The sequence below is a fragment of the Prolixibacter sp. SD074 genome (genome assembly GCF_009617895.1).
Taxonomy (GTDB): Bacteria; Bacteroidota; Bacteroidia; order Bacteroidales; family Prolixibacteraceae; genus Prolixibacter.
Genome location: NZ_BLAW01000001.1, coordinates 1667738 through 1686569 on the forward strand (window position 1 = coordinate 1667738; position 18832 = coordinate 1686569).

Below are 18832 nucleotides of genomic sequence, written 5' to 3' on the forward strand. Positions count from 1 at the left end.
TACAGGTTATTTTTCTTTGACCAGTTTCACGGCATCGGCGTACACAATACTGGCTTCGGTTTTATTCGTTAATTCAATTTTGGCCGTATCAGGCGAGAAATAGTAAGCTCCCAGTTCAACCCAACCACCATCAGTACTTTTGATATCAACCGCCGGATCGTCTTCCCCGTCATCGTGATGAATGGTGTAAGTATATTCACCTTTATCCTCCCCCCGCCAACGCATGTTGATTTTCGGGACATAAACATAAACGGTGTAATAACCGGCATCCTTAATCGGGACATTCCAAATAGCTTCGCGATCACCGGCGCCTCCTTTAGTGTAATAGGCTGACCGAACCGTCTTTCCATAGAAATTCGTATTGGTAGTTAAAGTCCATTTCACCGGGGGACGCCAGAAGTTCAGGCCTTTATACTTTTGATCCTTATTATCTATCAGCTGAGCCTGGAAAATCTTTTTCAGGAAACTGCTCGATTCGGGCTGTACCAATTTAAATTCGGGATCTTCGTTATCGACAATCGTCTCATTCGGGGCCATACCACTATCATAATCAATCACCTCTTCACCGTTAAACGGAGTTCGTTTCTCGTCAAGTTCAATTTTTTCGAAACGCTGCGTCAATACTGCAGGAATATTGGCTGACGCGAACGTATTGGTCATCATCATGCGCGGCTCTTCGTTGAGCAGCACGCCAATTCGCTTGGTTTGATGAGGCGCAATGGCAACAATCCGTTCCACGGTTTCCGCCTCACCACCACCGCCAAAACGTCGGCCACGGCCACCTTGTCCGCCCAACCGGAAAGTAAATTTCACCACACCGGGCTCTTTTCCCGTATTCGATAAGTGGAAAGCCACCATCGTCGGCGTGCGGTCGCCGTCCTTCACTTTCACCGCTTCCACGTCGTTTACCAGGTAGCCCGGCAACTCTTTCGAATTGTACCAGGAAGAAAGGTAATCGTCGAGCTGAAGATTAAACGATGAAGCCAAATCATTCTTCAAGTCGTCAATTCCGGTTTCCCGGAAACGGTTTTTCTCCAGGAAGGAGTTTAGCACATTATCGAACTTATCTTCGCCAGCTGCGGCTTTCATCAGTGCGAAAAGAAATTCGCCTTTCGTTTGGATAATATTGTCCACGATATCCGGGTCATTCTGATCCTGCAATACCTGAGCAAACGATTTATCCTGAAGTTCCATATTCCCTTTCTCGTCGCTCGACATGCCCATGAAGTTGCGCATGAAGCCCGGACGATCATCCGAGGTACGTTCCACTAAATAGGATTCAACAACACGATTCATGATGGGATATTTCGGCGAATTGATTTCATTCACGTAAGTGTAATAATCAGGGAAAATGAAATACGGATTCGGATTGTCATCGGCATTTCGGCCCGGACCACCAATGCGCATACGAAATCCACGGCCTTCATCAGCTGATAGAAGTGCACCGTCCACAAAATCGCGGAACAGGTCCTCTTCCGATTCCCGTTCAGTAATGCTTTCATTTGTTCTTTTGCTTCTTCGCTCAGCCCACCGTTTCGACAGCGCAAAATTAGCTCCGGAAACCATGTAACCGCCTTCCGGCAGGAAAACCATTTCGGGCTGAACCTGTTCACGGGCAGCAGTCCACAGGTGCGAATAAGAATAGAACTGCACCGGTACTTCCACCAGTTCGAGCCGGTTAAACGGATACCGAAGCTGCAATTTAGCCTCAAACGTATTTTTCAAATCACGGATAACCGGTGCCAGTGAATCCTTTACTTCCGTGAAGAACTCATCGAAGCGGTTATGACCTTTCAGAAAGGTTAAGCTATACTGAACACTGTCAACGGTGACGGAGAGGGTTTGGTAATTGCCCATTACCAGCGAAATTTGTGGCAACGGCTTTTTATCCCGGAAGGTTATTGTACCGTTCTGACCGATTGTTTTTTCACCCTGCGATAATACTTTTAAACTATCGTTTGCCGGTTCGACCGTCAGCGAGAAGTGGGTGAAGCCTTTGTGCAACCAGGCCAAACCCTTCGATGAATAATTGATTCCAGGAGTCGGATACCACCGTGTTTCAGGCGTTAACAGTACATAATCGCCCTGCACAAAAGCATTTCGTTTGTCAATTGTGGCGTTATCGTCCAATGTAATCTGGTCAAGCCTTTCGCGATCATATTCCAGATAACACAACGACTCATCAATCGTACCGGCATATCGTACTTTTACCTGCAAAGAATCGCCTGGAGCCAAGGCATTTTGAGGCTTAATCTTTAACAGTTGCTGGTCGCGTTGGTACTTTGCCCCTTCCACACTGGTTACGGATAGGCCCGGATTCAATGTAAGAATAATCTCTTTCACCGGTTCGATCGTGGTATTTTTCAGTTCCATATCTGCGACAACGGTAATCGTATTCCCTTTGTGTTTCACGTCCAGATCACACCGCGTCAGCTGCATGACTGGCGCCAGGGCATACCGATCATTCAGGGCAATCATTTCCTTCCTGTGATTATCGAACTGCGATACCTGGTTCACATAAGAGAACCCCAACACGAGGGCAAAAATCAGCGAACCAACTCCAATAACCGTTACCACGCCATTCACCGCCTTCGACTGATTTAACCGCTTCAATAATAAAATTGTCAGACAAATAAATCCTACGCCCAGGAAGAAATAGATTCCGCGTTGCATTAACAGGCTATTCAGGTTGCCAAAGCCTACAAAATCGGACCAGGTAAGCGGTAACCGATAAGCCATGTAGTCAAACAGAAAGTGGAATTTTCCCTGCAAATAGAATAGCGTTGCCGCGATGTATCCCAGCAGCAGAATAAATGTCAGCGCCTGGTTCCGGATGACCGACATCAGTAAAAAGGCCAATCCCAGAATAAACAGCAAGGTAGGGACACTTACCAGGAAGAAGTAATAAAAATATGGCATCAGCCGGAAAGAACTGTATGGCGACGCCAGGTTAAAAACGGCCACCATTACCAGCGCGATTACGTTCAGTAACAAGAAAACATACAGGTTTCCCAGCGTTTTCCCGATAACGTAATCGGCGTTCGACATGGAACGCATGTAAATAACTTCGGTAGTATCCAGTTTTTTATCCCTTTTCAGGAAGTCGGATGCCAGGAAAATCGCAATAATGGCCTGCGCCATATTAATAATGTACAGGTTCATGAACGGAACCTTGGAAGGCAGGGCAACCATATCGTCGAACGGGAATCCGGCTTTCGTTTGATAAAAGAGGTTGAAAAAGAAGACAAATACCAGCGCCAGAATGGCAAAAATCCGGAAGAACCAACTGCGGAACAGGGTCTTGGATTCATAGGTGGCTACGGTACGAATATGGTGAAGTGATGCCATGATCGTTGTTTCTTTAGCGTTAGGATTTTAAGATAATAACCGGCAGACTATTATTCTTCGTGCCAGCGTTGATTTAATTCATGCTCCATAAAATTCACATAAGCATGTTCCAGGTTCGGTTCAATCTGTTCCCCGGCGTAACCGTTCACATCGCGGGCAACCACCTGAACTTCCCAGCCCGATTCGGCAGGAATGGACGATATGATGGGATATTTTTCCTGTATCTCCTGGTATTCCGTTTCGGTAGCAGAAATCTGCCACACATTACCGCGGGCCATTTCAATCAACTTGTCCGGAGCACCATGATAAGCCAGTGAGCCTTGGTTAAGCAAAGCCATATCGGTACAGGTACTGGAAATATCGCCCACAATGTGCGTGGAAAGAATAATGATGACTTCCCGCTCGCTGATGGACGAAAGCAAATTCCGGAAACGAATGCGCTCCTCCGGGTCGAGGCCTGTCGTAGGCTCATCCACTACAATAATTTTCGGTTCACCAATCAGTGCCTGCGCAATGCCGAGGCGGCGTTTCATTCCTCCCGACAGCTTGTTGGCCATGCGGTTGCGGGCTTCGTACAACCCCATCTCTTCCAGCATCTGCCCTACTGCCCCCATCCGGGCTTTCCTTTGTTTGATACCCGCCAGGCGGGCACTGTAATCCAGGAATTCCCACGTTGTCAGTTTGGCGAAAAAGCGGAAGTCCTGGGGCAGGTAGCCCAGCATCTGCCTGATTTCGCGGCGATGTTTCTGCAGATCGAGTCCGTTCACCAGCACCTGCCCTTTCGAAGGTTTCATCAGGGTAACCAAAATACGCATCAGGCTCGATTTGCCGGCACCATTAGGCCCCAGCAAACCAAACATGCCGTTTCCAATTTCCAATGAAACTTCCTTCAGGGCTTGATTTCCATTCGGGTAAATCTTATTCAGATCTTTAATCTCAATGTTCACACGTGTAGTTTTTGAGGTGTTAACAATCGATTCCGTATTAGCTAATTCTCGAAGAACAGTTCCTCTGATGTGAAATATATTCAGATGTATAGCGCCGAATAAGCTATTAGTCAGGAGCTTGCATTTTCACAGGAAAGGAACGTTTTAGAAAGATTAATTTCTTTGATACTATTGGTAGTAAAAGGTTTAAAAATATTACATAATAAGTTTCAAGGAATTTAAAGATAATCATAATTCTATTTTTAACCACCTGAAATTCAACGAGTAGAAAAAAAGAAAAAAGAAAAATAAGTTAAAAACCATGATTACAACCGGTAAGCATGTATTTTTGCCCCTGAATTAAGATTAGAAACCGTAATGAAAACAGGTAAATATCTTCCTATATTTCTATTTTTTGCTGCTTTTTTCCTTTATACCGCTGGTATTCGATACAATCCGATATACATTCTCGATGAATCGAAAAATGTGGAATGTGCCCGGGAAATGCTTACCCGCAACGATTTAGTTGTCCCCACGTTTAATGACCGTTTACGGACCGATAAACCGCCATTGCATTATTACTTTATGATGGCCTCTTTCAAGGTTTTCGGGGTGAATGAATTCGCCGCCCGGTTCTTTTCAGCCATTATGGGTGCACTTACGCTACTTATCACATTCCTGTTTACACGAAAATATGCCGGAGAAAAAATGGCACTACTCACCTGGCTTATCCTTATCACATCGCTCAATTTTTCCATTGAGTTTCATTTGGCAGTCCCCGATCCCTATCTTATCTTTTTCATGACATTAACGCATTGGGCATTTTTTGAGTTCTACCAGTCGCGACGATGGCCCTGGCTCATTACCATGTACGCGGCATTGGGGCTGGCGATTCTTGCCAAGGGACCGGTTGCTCTTGGCTTTGCCGGGCTTAACGGCTTGCTGTTTTTAATCCTGAAACGCGATTTTCGATGGAAAACCATCAAACAGTTCCGGTTGCTTTTGGGAGTCCTCATAACTGGTATCATAGCGATTCCGTGGTACGTAAAAGTTGGGCTGGCGACCAACGGCGAATGGACCCGCCAGTTCTTTTTCAAGCATAACCTCGACCGCTTTTCCAGCGAAATGGAGGGACACGGCGGTTTCTTCCTGTTGACAGCCATTTTCGTGCTGTTGGCATTCCTCCCGTACACCGTTTTTCTTTTTCAGTCCTACCGGGAAGCTTTTCGCCAGCGTAAAAACAACGATTTGATGTTATTTTCGATGATAGTATCGTTGGTCATCATCGTTTTCTTCTCCATATCCTCCACGCAGTTGCCTAATTACCCCATGCCGGCCTATCCGTTCGTTGCTGTGCTGATTGGTTCCTATCTTAGCCATGCCAACTTAAAAATGAAAAACCCCCTGTGGATAAGCCTTATGATTGGCCTGTTAATTCCCATTGGCGCTTTTATCGCCATGAAACTGGATAACAGCCTGGTTCCGGTAGCCAATATGGCCTGGTTGTTCCTGGTTATTCCGGCCGGCTCTGCCTGGGCATTATACAACTTTTATAAACAGCGAAGTCAACAGCGAATTTTCACAGCGCTCTCCGCCGGGTGGATCATGGCCGGACTTCTCTTTTTCCTGGTTGCCTTCCCGGCAGTGAACCGGCAAAATCCGGTACAAAAAGCACTAACCGTGATGGACATCAGTCGCCCCGTTGCCTATTACGGACGATTCAACCCCGCCTTTGCCTTTGCACTGAAAAAGCACATTCCCGAAATGAAAACGCCGGAAGAAGTCAGCTCCTTCTTCCAGGAGCACCCGAACGGTTACCTTATTTCGATCACGAGAGTGCAGGATGATTTGAAATCGCTTCCGCTGAAAGAGATTGTTCACCAGAAGGATCTATTTGAGAACAAAACCACGCAGGTTTACCAATGGGAACATTAAAAAGCTAATAGGATATTCGTCGGCTTTGTAACCAGAGTAACACTCAACTTTAACCGGTATCAAATCGTTCATCGTGCCAAACTAATTTTGATAGGCCATCATCAAATCCCTTAGTTCCATTGCATTCTTCACAGCATATCCTTCAAAATCGTTATTGAAGAAAGCCCACACCTCTCTTCCTTCTTCAACCCAGCTCTTCATTTTCGTTGCATATTCCTGCAACTCTTCCATGCGGTAATCGGTAGCATACAACTTCACATTACCATGAAAACGCAGGTAAACAAAGTCTGCAGTAACCACTTCGGCTGACGGATAACGTTCCCCGGAACCGGCGATAACAAAAGCCATATTTTTCCCCCTCAATAAATCGAAAAACTCGTCGCGCAACCAGGAATTATGTCTTACCTCAATGGCAAACAGATAGTTGCCAAACCGTTCACTCAGGTAATTCAGAAAATCAGTTAGCCTGGGCAAATCATAATGCAAGCCCGGCGGAAGTTGAACCAGCACCGGCCCCAGCCGCGTCGCCATTATGTCAAACACATCGAAAAAATTCTGCACAGCCCCCTCAGCATATAACAAACGTCGCTGGTGGGTAATAAAACGACTCATTTTGGGGCAGAACCGGAAGTTTTCCGGAGTTCGTTTCATCCAACCTTCGGCAGTTATCTTTTTCGGCAGATGATAAAAGCTGGAGTTTAGCTCTACGCAATCAAATTGCGTCACATAATGTTCAAGGTATTGGACGGGCTTTACTTCAGGAGGATAGAATACACCATTCCAGTGCTTGTAGCTCCATCCCGAAGTGCCGATATGTAAGTTATTGAAATCCATCTCACGAATCTTTTTTTTTCACCGCTACCGGTAAAGTTATGAAATAGGGAGGGGAATCTGTAATTCGCCAACGGTACGTTTTGTAATCCTGCTCGACAGATACTAACTTTATGGTTGAACCAGTTAAAAATCATCGTCATGAAAGCTTGGGTAATCGACAAAATCAGCGATCTGGACGAAAATCATGAACCACTAAAATTGGTTGAGCTTCCAAAACCAATTCCCAAATATGGAGAATTGTTGATAAAAGTAAAAACTTGCGGGGTCTGTCACACCGAACTAGACGAAATAGAAGGCCGTACACCACCTCCTAAGTTTCCGGTCATTCCCGGTCATCAGGTAGTTGGTGTAGTGGAAGAAAACCGGGGCGACAATTCCGTAATAAAAATAGGAAACCGCGTAGGAGTTGCCTGGATTTTTTCGGCTTGCGGAAAATGTGAATATTGCCTTTCGGGAAGAGAAAACCTGTGCCCGGATTTCCTGGCAACAGGAAGAGACGTTAACGGCGGATACGCTGAATATTTGACCGTACCCGAAGGCTTTGCCTACAAAATCCCGGATTTGTTCAGCGATGCCGAAGCCGCTCCTTTGTTGTGCGCCGGTGCCATCGGTTACCGATCGGCTGCGATTTGTAACCCGATGGACGGTCAGCGGTTCGGACTCACGGGTTTCGGAGCCTCCGCCCATTTGGTTATTAAGCTGCTGCGCTTTCGCTTCCCAAAATCGAAAGTATATGTGTTTGCGCGAAATCCCAACGAACGAAAATTTGCACTGGAGTTAGGCGCTACCTGGGCCGGCGATACAACCGACAAACCACCTCACCTGTTAGATAGCATCATTGATACCACGCCGGCGTGGAAACCGGTGATACAAGCATTAGAATGCCTCAAACCGGGCGGACGACTGGTCATCAACGCTATCAGGAAAGAAAATATCGATCAGGAAGAGCTATACCGCATGAATTACGACCGACATCTCTGGATGGAAAAGGAGATTAAAAGTGTGGCCAATGTCACCAGCCACGATGTAAAAGCTTTGATTTCCGCTGCAGCAGAGATGCCGTTCAAGCCAGATGTTACGATTTATCCGTTTGAAAAAGCCAATCAGGCATTGATCGATATCAAGCAGCGAAAAATCAGGGGGGCAAAAGTTTTGGAAATCTAATACTGCCAGGACTTCAGCATCTTCCCCACAAGCCTTTCTGTCCGCGTTATCAGAAGTGAATAAGCATTTTGCATCGCATCTTCGAACATGGTCCCCTCGTTTTTAATCGCCTCAACAGCAATGATGGGTAAACCTTTGATTTCATCGGACGTCAGTTCTGTGATACCGCACACCACACCAAAAGGTTTGTGAAATTCGCGGGCACGCTCCATTGCTCCCTTTACGACTTTCCCTTCCAGTGTTTGCTTATCAAACTTCCCCTCACCGGAAATAATCATATCTGCTTTCTGAAGCAGCTCATCGAAATGCAGGATTTCCATGATGGTTGTTATCCCCTTCTGCGGTTTCGCCTTCAGAAAAATCATCGCTCCTGCACCAAGGCCACCCGCAGCACCGGCTCCGGGAATGTTAGCCACATCAAACTTCCACTCCTGTTTTATCAGTTTGCTGAAATGCTCCAGCCCTCTGTCCAGCATTTCGATCTCTTCCGGATTAGCTCCTTTCTGCCTTGCAAAAACATTCGCCGCCCCATTCGGGCCATACAGCGGATTTTCCACATCGGTAACCAATACAAATTCTGTATCTGCAATACCGTCATGGGCTTTTCCACTAATGGAAACAATCTTTTTCAATGAGGCTCCAACAGGCTGCAGTTCGTTGTTATTTTCATCGAGGAAACGATAACCCAAGGCTTGCGCTACTCCCAAACCACAATCATTGGTCGCACTGCCTCCAACAAAGAGGTAAATTTTCCGGGCGCCGCGCTCCAGTGCATCAACGATCATTTCGCCGGTTCCCAGCGTCGTAGTGGAAGCGGCATGTTGCTCCTCTTCTTTCAACAACAGCAAACCCGAAGCCGCCGCCATTTCGATGTAGGCCGTATCGGATTGCAAGCCATACCAAGCCTCAACTTTCTTGAACAACGGGCCGGTTACTTCCAGATAAACTCTGTTAAAATGCAGCTTTGATTCAATAGTTTCCAACGTTCCATCGCCACCGTCAGCCAAAGGCAACATATCGACTTCAGCGGAAGGTAAAACATTAATAACTCCTTCTTTTACCGCATTACATGCTTCTACGGCAGTCAGGGAACCTTTGAATTTATCGGTGGCAACCAGAATTTTCATTCGTTTTATTTATCTATTCAGAAGATGAAGTAACGAAAAAGTTATAACACCCAATGTGATTACGGCCTTTTCTTCAACCATGCGAAATCAAGCGGTTGAAGTTGTATTTCCCCATCAAAACTACGATTGGTTATGATATCAGTCCAACCGCAATTTCCGTCAAGCTTGACTTTCTGCGTTTGTTGTGTCAGGTTAAAATGGGCATATACCGATTGTTCCTCAGAATTTCCTTTTCGGCACAAGGAGAACACACCATTAACCGAACTGATAACCTCAAATTCGCCGTACGGATCGAAAGCCGTCTCATTTTTCCGAACATCAATCAACTTTTTCAATCCGTTTAAGATGACCGACTGGCGGGTATCCGGATTATCGAGCAGCCCCTCCAGGTATTTGTATTCGAACTTCTGGCGGTTTATTCGACGGTTCTGTCCGCTCTCCTTCATTCCTTTCACATCGTTCACCGAACCAACCATTGAATGAAAATAGATGGCTGGCAATCCGGGCATGGTGAGCAGTACCGCATGAGCCAGCAAACTACGTTTCACCCCTAACTCCTCATCCCGGTCCGGCCCATATAATAAACTAAGGTAGTTACAGTTTATCTCGTAGGGAACCTCAACTCCGTTTCCCTTGGACTTATACGATACTTTACCACCGTTAGCCTGCGCTGCACCGATGAGCACATTCAATTCCTCGCGGTTAAGAATATCATCCACCGGCATAACACCAATGCCGTCGTGACTTGACAGGAAATTGAAATAACAAACGCTTTTGTGCGGAACCACCAGATTCGAAACCCAGTCACTAAAACGCTCCGTTGTTTCATTTAACAGGCTAAAAGCCAGCAAAGGCGGTAGCGTAAAATTGTACACCATGTGCGCTTCGTCGCCATCGCCGAAATAAGCGATATTGTCCGGGTGCGGCACATTGGTCTCGGTCAACAGCATTACTGAAGGATTCAAATGCTCAATAACGCACCGCATCAGCTTAACCAGTTTATGCGCCTGTGGAAGATGCATACAGGTCGTATGTTTTTCCTTCCAAATAAAACCAACGGCATCCAGGCGAATAATCGAAGCACCTTTCGACACATAGAACAGCAACAGATCAAGCACTTCGAGCAGCAACTTCGGATTGGCGAAATTCAGATCGACCTGATCGCGGCTAAAGGTGGTCCAGATTTGATACTCGCGATCTTTCCCCTTAAAAGTATGCACCAACGGAGAAGTTCGCGGCCGAATGACTTTCTCGCAACCATCGGTATTTTCGAGGTCAATATAAAAATCCCGATATCGCCCATCACCATCCAGGTAACCTTTAAACCACCCGGATTGAGTGGAGTTATGATTAATGACAGCATCGAACAATAACTTAAAACTTCCCGATAGCTTCTCCACTTCCTCCCAATTTCCCAATTTAGGATTAACAGAATAATAATCGGTTACCGAAAAACCATCGTCAGACGTATAAGGATAAAAAGGAAGAATATGTACTACAGAAACCTGACGGCTCAAATAACGATTCATAAACCGGCTAAGTGTCACCAGGTTATCTTCCCCTTCCTGATAAACCTGGTCGCCATAAGTAATTAAAACGACATCTTTCTGCGTAAGCACTTTATTTTCTGCTTCCGCAAGAAAATGGTACTTGCTCCAAAGTTTATCAATTCCATCCAAGAGTAAAGTAACCTCTTCAGGCATGTAAATACCTGACAGGAGTTCCTTAATATATTCCATAAATTACAATAGATATTTCAGTGAAAGACTTATCAGTACAATTACAACAAACTGTACAATTAAAATAACAGTATTCCTTGACCAGAAATGATAGTGTTCCTCATCCACGGCTTGTTTTTCAGCTAACACTTTTTCCTTTTGTGCCAACTTCTGAATGAATAATGCTACCGCGAAGGTAACCACTGCACCAATGAAGTTCCACCAGAACCAGAAAAGATAATCACCTACGACCAGCCAAAGAAACACATTGACCAAAACGCCGGTAACCAATCCGATATTCATTGCCCTCGAATGTACCCAGCGGACCATACTGGCTACCATAAATGTGGCCAGGATTGGACCGTAAAAAACAGACCCGACTTTGTTTATCGCTTCGATAACCGTCTCGGCAATATTCCCGGTAAAAAAAGCAAGAATAATCGTGACAACTCCCCAGAAAACTGAGGTAAACTTTGAATATTTGAAGTATGTTTTATCAGAAACTTTTTTACCCGCAACCAGCAAATCTTCAGTGGTAACCGCACTTAACGAATTGATGGTCGAGCTAAGCGATGACATGGCTGCTGAAAGAATAGCCACAATTAACAGCCCCACTAGCCCGTGCGGCAAATAATCACGGATAAAAACCGGGATTAACAGGTCGGGCTTGTCAGCCGGAACCAGGCTGGAGAAAGCCGGGGTCATTAACGCAAACGTCCCAACCACCAGCCCCATAATGCTATACAGCAACGTAATCGGGAATCGCAGCAAACCGTTTACCAACAACGTGTTTCGGGCCGTTTTAATGTTTTTTGCCGACAATAAACGCTGCATTTGCGATTGGTCTGTTCCGTAATAGGATGCATACAGAAAAAACCCGCCAACGACCATCGGTAAAAATCCAAAAGCGCTTCCGCTTCCCTCGCCGATTCCAAAATCTTTAAAATTAACCGCGTTTAAACGTGAGGTATCCAAGTGGGCCAGAAAATTATGGACCCCACCCAGGTAATCAAGGCCAACAAATAATGAAACTACAATTCCACCGACCAGAATAATCATCTGAATCATATCTCCATACACAACTGCGCTCATTCCCCCCTGATAGGAATAGATAAGTGTAATGACGCCAATGACCAAAATGGTTTGATAAAACGGAATACCCAACACACTCATCAGGATAAGCGCAACGGCATAAACCATGACTCCTGTTCCAAAGGCACGGCTTATCTGAAAAACAATGCTAATCAGAACGCGCGTCGAGCGGTTGAACCGGTTCTCGAGATACTCGTAAATACTGACAATGCCGGCTTTATATAACTTAGGAACCAAAAATACTCCGAGGAATATCATGGCCAGTGGCAAACCGAATTCGTAGCTGAGCCACTGCAATCCACCTCCATGGCGAATCCCCACGAAAGCAGGTGCTGAGATGAAGCTAATGGCCGAAAGCTGCGTAGCCATCACCGACAGGCTCAATGGGAACCAGCCAAATGATTTTCCTCCGAGGTAGTAGTCCTGCCGTGCGCTTTTCTTGCTGAATAGTTTTCCCAGCATCAAAAATCCACCGGCATAAACTACCACGATGATATAGTCTATCCAATTCATGTTGTCGCTTTTTTAATCATGTCCAACACCAGTGCAGCTGTCCAGGAAAAATCGAATCCTCCGTAGCCCGTTCCCGACTGGTTATCGGTAAAGGGATTAAAATATTCATAAATCCCGTATTTCTTCACCATTTCAAGGGTTTGATTCTTAACCAACTCAGCTTCGTCGGGAAGATGATAATTTAGCAAACCTTTCCAAATCAACCAGTTCATATTTACCCAGACCGGTCCGCGCCAATAGTTTTTTGGCTCAAACCCGCTTCCCTTCGGATGACATGACGGAACCGGGCGAATTTGCGATTGTTTTTTGTAAGGCTTCAACATCCTTTGAACACGGGCTGATGAAGGAATCCCGGCAAATATGGGAATATAAGAACCTGAACAAGGTTGCTTTAGTTGTTCTCTTCCAACCAGGTCGTAAGGAAAATAGAGGTCCTGCCCATCATCCAGAAAGTAGACATCGAAGCTTTCAAATCCCTGATTCAATTTCTGCAAAAGCCAGTCAGTCTCTTTATTCAATACTTTTCCAAGACGAATAAGACTCCTGGTCGATTCGAGCAGAATGCTGTTAAAAACCGGATCGAGTACATGGAATGGAAAATCATCAGGAATTTCTGAATATTTGTGTTCTCTAAGCGTATCAACCAGATAAAGATATCTTTTGTAATCAATATCCTTCGGACGGGTTGATCCGCTCTCTTTCACCTCGTGAACATCTTTGCGTTCGAGCTGAATGTATTCGAGTTTATCCAGGGTAATCCGCTCCAGCGGAATATCCCACCACGGTGAGTTATCCATACCGGACTCCCAATTGTGCCAGATGGCCACCAACCCGGTAGATTTGTACTCCCGGTACCGATAGAGCCATTGGTGATAGGCACTGATTTTATCAAACAGTTCACTAATACGCCCAATATCCAGCCCGGCCTTATAGAGTTCTTCAAGGATAAAACCGTGAACAGGCGGCTGAGTAATTCCCGATGTTTTCAAATCAGCAGGTGCATCTTCAGACACCCCGGAATTCCAGTAATCGGCAGAAGGAAAATAGGAAGAGTATTTCTCCGCTTCATGAAAAATAATATGCGGCAAAAATCCATTTTTCCATTGGCCGGAAAAAAGCGCCTCCATCTCGGTAAGCGCCCTTTCAGGTTTGTGGTGCAGGTTTCCCAGCACAATGAATCCCGAATCCCAGTTCCATTGAAATGGATACAAACGGGGCGACGGAATGGTAAATCGACCTTTCCAGTTTTTATCCAATACCTCTATACACTGTTCAGCAAGTCCCATATTAAGAAGAAAAAGCCGGTTATTCCATAATTAGAATAACCGACTTACTGAAAATTTGATTAGAAACTAAAGGTTGCTCTCACATATACTCTTCGCGGCAGAATAGGACGGCCGACGAAAAAGTCGCCACCGCTAATTTGAGAATTTCCCTGACGGGGAGAACCTTCGGTAATACCATGTGAATCAGCCAGATTGAAAACCGAAACGCCTAAGCGCAAAGATTGTGCCTTACCCAACATGGTAGTATAACCTGCATCCAGACGCATAATGCTATAAGCATCCAATTTAACTGTGTTAGCATCGTTCGCAAAACGTTTACCGATGAAGTTATTGGACAAACCGGCATCAAAAACACCATCATCATAAGAAACGCCCAACATTCCCATCACGCGGGGTTGCCTCCTCAGCCAGTTCCCTACCTGCTCCGGATTTCCTTCTACTTTGGTATACTCGTGATTCTGATAAGTTAAGTTACCGTAGAAATTCAGCTTCTTGGTCAGGTAATAACTTGCATACGCCTCCAAACCAATGGTCCGTGTACTTTGCACGCTTACCTGTTCGGTAACTCCGCCGGCACCATCATTCACAAAGTCAACTGAGCGGCGGTCGCCTAATGTCACATAGTAAGTACCAAGATTGGCTACAAAATTCTTGAATCCAAATTTAGCGCCGGCTTCCGCCTGATAAATCTTTTCAGGTTTATATGACTGTGTCACACCGGGACTGATAAATTTCACCGAACGAATTTCGGGGAAGAAATAACCTTTCGAGAAGTTTGCATACAAATTGGCTTGATGCGACAATTTATACAGGCCCGCCACCGCCAGTGCAAAACCATTGGTTTGTACGGTTCCTTTATCGAAAGTATTGGAGCCAATCCCGGTTTCACTGGTAATAAATCCTTTGGCATGCTCGTAACGGACTCCCACATCCAGGTTGAATCGTGCCCACTTAATTTCGTCAGCCAGATAACCGGCCGATTTCTGCATCGCATTCACTTTATTAGACGTCTGCGAACCGGACCCGACAATGTAACCGCCTTCAGTATAATTCACCGTACTTCCATTTTCCTGGTAAGTTACATCCACCATTTTAGGTTGGTCCCGGAAATCGCCCAGGTAGCTGTAGATATATTCATCGTCACGGGCTGTGGTATAGGAATTGAATGTTCCAATGGTAATGTTGTGGTTACCGCTTCCCCAATCGAAATTCTTCGAGAGGTTAAACTCACCAACCAGTTCCTGCATTGGGCGATTGCGATCCAAAATACGGTTCTGAAAAAGCAAATCCGTTGACTTTAGAGGCTGTCCTGTAGAAACATACGTGAACGTAGCATTGGCAGGTAAACCCCTTGCAGCAAGATAATCAGACTGCAGTTCCGGAACATTATGTACGCCGTCACCATCTAAAAACAGGTTGAACTGGTGCTGATAGCTGGCATATTTTGTTTTAACCTTCAACACCCAGTCATTATCAAAATTGTAGTTGAAATCAGCCATCAGGTAACCACCTTTGGTCATCGCACCGTTGCTGATTTGCGATTTGTGCACTCCATAAGGCGTATCGAATGAGAAATCAGTTGCTTCACCTGTCAGTGTCGTATAAACCGTTTTCCCGTCATTCCCTTTCGGGCGGGAATAGTTTCCGTTGTCGTTTTTCAAGGGATAGGGCAAATAGAATACTACTTTGTCATCAATGTACTGTCCATAAAGGGTAAAAGCACCTTTACCGTCATTCAACATCTTTTTGATATTCCCACGGAACTGTCCACCAACCGTTTTCAGACCTGTTTTCAGTGGCCCTTCGTCATACCGGAGGAAACCAGAAAAGGCATAGAAAGTCGTTTTATTAATCTGTCCTGAAGAGAGGACATCAGCCCTTGCACGACCGCCATCAGCCCATTCGAGCTGAATTTTGTTTTCCGGAATAGCTGAGCCTGTAATACTGGAATAGTTGATAATACCGGCAACCGAACCAGCGCCAAACAAAGTTGAAACTCCACCTTTCACGAATTCCATATTCCGGAAACCCAAATCGTTACGGAAATACACGTCATGTGCTGAAGAGTTCAAACCAAATGCGCTCAATACAGGAATACCATCAATCTGAATCGGTGTAAACTGATATTGCCCACCCGATGGCAATCCCCTGACAAAAATGTTGGAAGCGACCTCGCCACCTCCACCTTCGGCTGTTATACCCGGAACTACCCGAAGAATATCAGCCTGGCTGTTAGATGTCAGCTTATCCAGCTCTTTGCTGTCCATCGCCGTCATCGACAACGGAGAATCGAATTGCGTCCGTTTACTAAACGTTGCAGTCACAACCACATCGTTCAGGTTAAACAAGTCGGCAGAAAGGGCAAAATCCTTGTTAAGTGTTTTGCCTTCCTGAATGGTCACTTTTGCAGTTTGCTTTGTATAACCAACAAAAGAAACACTCACCGTGTACGTTCCGGCAGGAAGGCTCAGTGAATAGCGCCCATTTCCATCGGTAATAGTACCATTGGTTGTTCCGTCGACATATACCTGTGCCCCAGGTAACGGATTACCATTATCACTTTCGGTAACCTTTCCTGACAAGGCACCTGTTCCCTGCGCCATTGACGTCAATGACAACATCATCAGGGCAAGAAAATGAACTAAAAAAATGTTAGTTTTCATAGGTTTACTATTTTTTAATAGGACTTGGATTGAATTTTCTAATGGTAAAACTATGAACTATAAATTCCGGACTCCTGACTCTTATTTTCCATTCATGATACTTTATTTGCCTTTCTTTATTTAATGACTAACTTTATCGTCAATACACTGCCATTTTAATAACATAAAGTTAGAATTGTTCTAAATAGATGACTGGAAGACCAACCATTGAGATGCTAACTGAGGATCCGGGACAATCCATCCTTTGCCGAAGGATTGTAAGGGCCAAACGTCCCGACATCCGCAACGAAGGTGTATGGCATTATCATCCCGATTTCGAAATTACCTACACACTGAAAAGTTCAGGAAAGCGTTTTGTCGGGTACAACATTTCGGATTATACCGAAAGCGATTTTGTTTTGATTGGCACAAACCTTCCCCACTCATGGATTACGAATCAATACACCGAACAGATTGTCGTCAATTTTAAGAAAGATATGTTTGGTGATTCGTTTTGGGATGCACCCGAGATGAAGAAAATTGAGGAGCTGTTAGAAAAGAGTCAGCAAGGCATTTACTTCAATCCGCAAATCTCATCGCAGGCGCTACCGTTGTTGTTTTCAATTGAACGTGAGAGTGGGTTCAATCGGCTTCTGCATTTTTTCAAACTGCTTGATCTGTTGGCCAACGCAAAAAACCAGGAGGAAATTACTTCTTATCATCACGAGGTAAAAGACAGCTTAAAAGCCTCGAACCGCATTGAGCGTATCTACTCATACATCTTAGAGAATTACCAAAACAATACCATTTCATTTACAGAACTGAGCCGGAAATTGAACATGAATAAAAGCTCGGTGTGCAAATTTGTGAAAAAGGTAACCAAGAAGACTTTCTCAGAAATTGTAATTGAAACGCGGATCAGCGAAGCCTGCAAACTACTAGCAGTGAGCGACATGTACATTTCGGAGATTTGCTTTGCCTGTGGCTTTAACAACCTGTCCAATTTCAATCGCTCTTTCAAAAAAATCATGAATATAACTCCCAAAGAGTATCGAAATATTTACCGGAGTTCGAAGAAAGAGGACTAAAATTACTGCAGAATTTTTAATAACAAGCAATCCACTATTACGTCCGGTACTTCTGCAACAGCTCCAGCATTTTTCGGTCGAGCTGGTTACCACGGAAATTTTCGTAATTCACATCCTTCCGGCCTGAATTGAAGATACCAAAATCTCCTTTCAGGTTCCAGAGGCTCCAGCCCCAGCCCATTTCACGCCACAGCGAAAGAAAATCCTCCATCCAGCTCAGGCAAATTTCGTGTGGCGTATATTTATAACATCCCCATTCGCCCACATGCACATTCACACCTTTCATCATCAGCGGGCGCCAGGGATCGATTTTCTCTTTTCGGAGCACCTCCTTGTTCCATGTTTTTCCGTTTTTATCAGTAAAAGGCCAGGAAGGTTTCGGCCAGCTATCGGGAGTATATCCCGGGACCCAACTCGCCCGGTAGTGTGAAACCTGCATCGGGTCGTAACCGCGACAACTCTGTACCAGGCCTAAATCCGCAATTTCCGGGACCGGATCGCGTCCCACGTTAATGCCGTCAGCAAAAATCAGTCGTTTCGGATCTTCTTCCCGGATAGCTTCCACCAGCGCTCTAACCACACGGGCGTAGCTTTCATTGGGTATGACAGGAGGTTCATTGAGCAGGTCGAAACTCAGCCGCCCGTTCGGAATGCCTTTGTAACGACGCGCTATATACCGCCAGTGATAAATGGCCGCCTCAAGAGCCTTGTCCTTCCCGGGCCCGTAAAACAAATCGATGGGTTCCAGGCCCCGACCGTTAATGCAATAGCCTGGAATCCGGTGAAGGTTCATGTTAATGTGCACATTGTACTGATGTCCAAAATTAACTGCCTGATCGACATCAAGGAATACCTTCTCATCGATATCCATCCACTTTTTTACATCCGGTTTCGACCAATTCCAGTACGACATGGGCAGCCGGACAAAATTGAATCCCAATTCCTGCATCAGTGCAAAATCTTCCTCATCGTATTTACGGTTGGGCTGATTTCCCGAAAACTTGGCCAACAAATTAAACCCATACCAGCGGGGAATGTTCCCCGGCCGAATTTCCTTTGCTTTATCCAAAGCCAGCACACCTCCTGAGGTGAGCAATGTTCCGGCTGCCGCCAGACCGGTTCGTTTCAAAAAGTCACGTCTTTCCATCGTATGGTTAGG

At 45.3% G+C, this 18832-nt stretch carries 12 protein-coding genes; 3 read left to right on the forward strand and 9 right to left on the reverse strand.

Features of this window, described 5'->3' with window-relative positions; genetic code table 11:
• Positions 1–6: 6 nt before the first annotated feature.
• Together GJU82_RS07335 and GJU82_RS07340 are read right to left on the reverse strand one after the other, a co-directional pair.
• Positions 7–3348: a hypothetical protein gene (locus tag GJU82_RS07335; protein ID WP_153631555.1), complete on the reverse strand. Its 3342-nt coding sequence runs from the start codon at positions 3346–3348 to the stop codon at positions 7–9.
• A 50-nt stretch (positions 3349–3398) separates the two neighbouring features.
• Complete coding sequence (locus GJU82_RS07340; protein ID WP_153631556.1) at positions 3399–4295, reverse strand: ABC transporter ATP-binding protein; 897 nt, start codon at positions 4293–4295, stop codon at positions 3399–3401.
• A 357-nt stretch (positions 4296–4652) separates the two neighbouring features.
• Between GJU82_RS07340 and GJU82_RS07345 the strand changes: the two genes are divergently transcribed.
• Entirely contained in the window at positions 4653–6209 is a 1557-nt protein-coding gene (locus GJU82_RS07345; RefSeq protein ID WP_153631557.1) for a glycosyltransferase family 39 protein, read from the forward strand.
• An 81-nt stretch (positions 6210–6290) separates the two neighbouring features.
• On the opposite strand, the gene GJU82_RS07350 is transcribed toward GJU82_RS07345, so the two are convergent.
• Positions 6291–7043 (reverse strand): DUF72 domain-containing protein, encoded by a 753-nt coding sequence (locus tag GJU82_RS07350; RefSeq protein WP_153631558.1) that lies wholly within the window; start codon positions 7041–7043, stop codon positions 6291–6293.
• Between the two features lie 138 nt (positions 7044–7181).
• Here GJU82_RS07350 and GJU82_RS07355 point away from each other — a divergent pair, with 138 nt between their 5' ends.
• Positions 7182–8207, forward strand: a complete 1026-nt coding sequence (locus GJU82_RS07355) for a zinc-dependent alcohol dehydrogenase family protein (protein ID WP_153631559.1) — start codon at positions 7182–7184, stop codon at positions 8205–8207.
• On the opposite strand, the gene GJU82_RS07360 is transcribed toward GJU82_RS07355, so the two are convergent.
• Genes GJU82_RS07360 through GJU82_RS07380 form a run of 5 tightly spaced genes read right to left on the reverse strand, consistent with a single transcriptional unit; the run spans position 8204 to position 16606 of the window.
• Positions 8204–9334, reverse strand: coding sequence for a glycerate kinase (locus tag GJU82_RS07360; protein WP_153631560.1), 1131 nt, complete (start codon positions 9332–9334; stop codon positions 8204–8206). The two genes, GJU82_RS07355 and GJU82_RS07360, sit on opposite strands and share 4 nt — an antisense overlap.
• Positions 9335–9393: 59 nt before the next feature.
• Entirely contained in the window at positions 9394–11073 is a 1680-nt protein-coding gene (locus GJU82_RS07365) for an alpha-amylase family glycosyl hydrolase (protein WP_153631561.1), read from the reverse strand.
• 3 nt (positions 11074–11076) lie between these two features.
• Positions 11077–12657, reverse strand: a complete 1581-nt coding sequence (locus GJU82_RS07370) for a sodium:solute symporter (protein ID WP_153631562.1) — start codon at positions 12655–12657, stop codon at positions 11077–11079.
• Positions 12654–13943 carry a trehalase family glycosidase gene (locus GJU82_RS07375; protein WP_153631563.1) on the reverse strand — a complete coding sequence of 430 codons (1290 nt, stop codon included), beginning with the start codon at positions 13941–13943 and terminating at the stop codon, positions 12654–12656. The genes GJU82_RS07370 and GJU82_RS07375 overlap by 4 nt, the downstream gene beginning before the upstream one ends.
• A 59-nt stretch (positions 13944–14002) precedes the next feature.
• Positions 14003–16606, reverse strand: a complete 2604-nt coding sequence (locus tag GJU82_RS07380; RefSeq protein ID WP_153631564.1) for a TonB-dependent receptor — start codon at positions 16604–16606, stop codon at positions 14003–14005.
• Positions 16607–16794: 188 nt separating this feature from the next.
• Here GJU82_RS07380 and GJU82_RS07385 point away from each other — a divergent pair, with 188 nt between their 5' ends.
• Positions 16795–17673 carry an AraC family transcriptional regulator gene (locus tag GJU82_RS07385; protein WP_153631565.1) on the forward strand — a complete coding sequence of 293 codons (879 nt, stop codon included), beginning with the start codon at positions 16795–16797 and terminating at the stop codon, positions 17671–17673.
• A 37-nt stretch (positions 17674–17710) separates the two neighbouring features.
• On the opposite strand, the gene GJU82_RS07390 is transcribed toward GJU82_RS07385, so the two are convergent.
• Positions 17711–18820, reverse strand: a complete 1110-nt coding sequence (locus GJU82_RS07390) for a cellulase family glycosylhydrolase (RefSeq protein WP_153631566.1) — start codon at positions 18818–18820, stop codon at positions 17711–17713.
• Positions 18821–18832 lie beyond the last annotated feature (12 nt).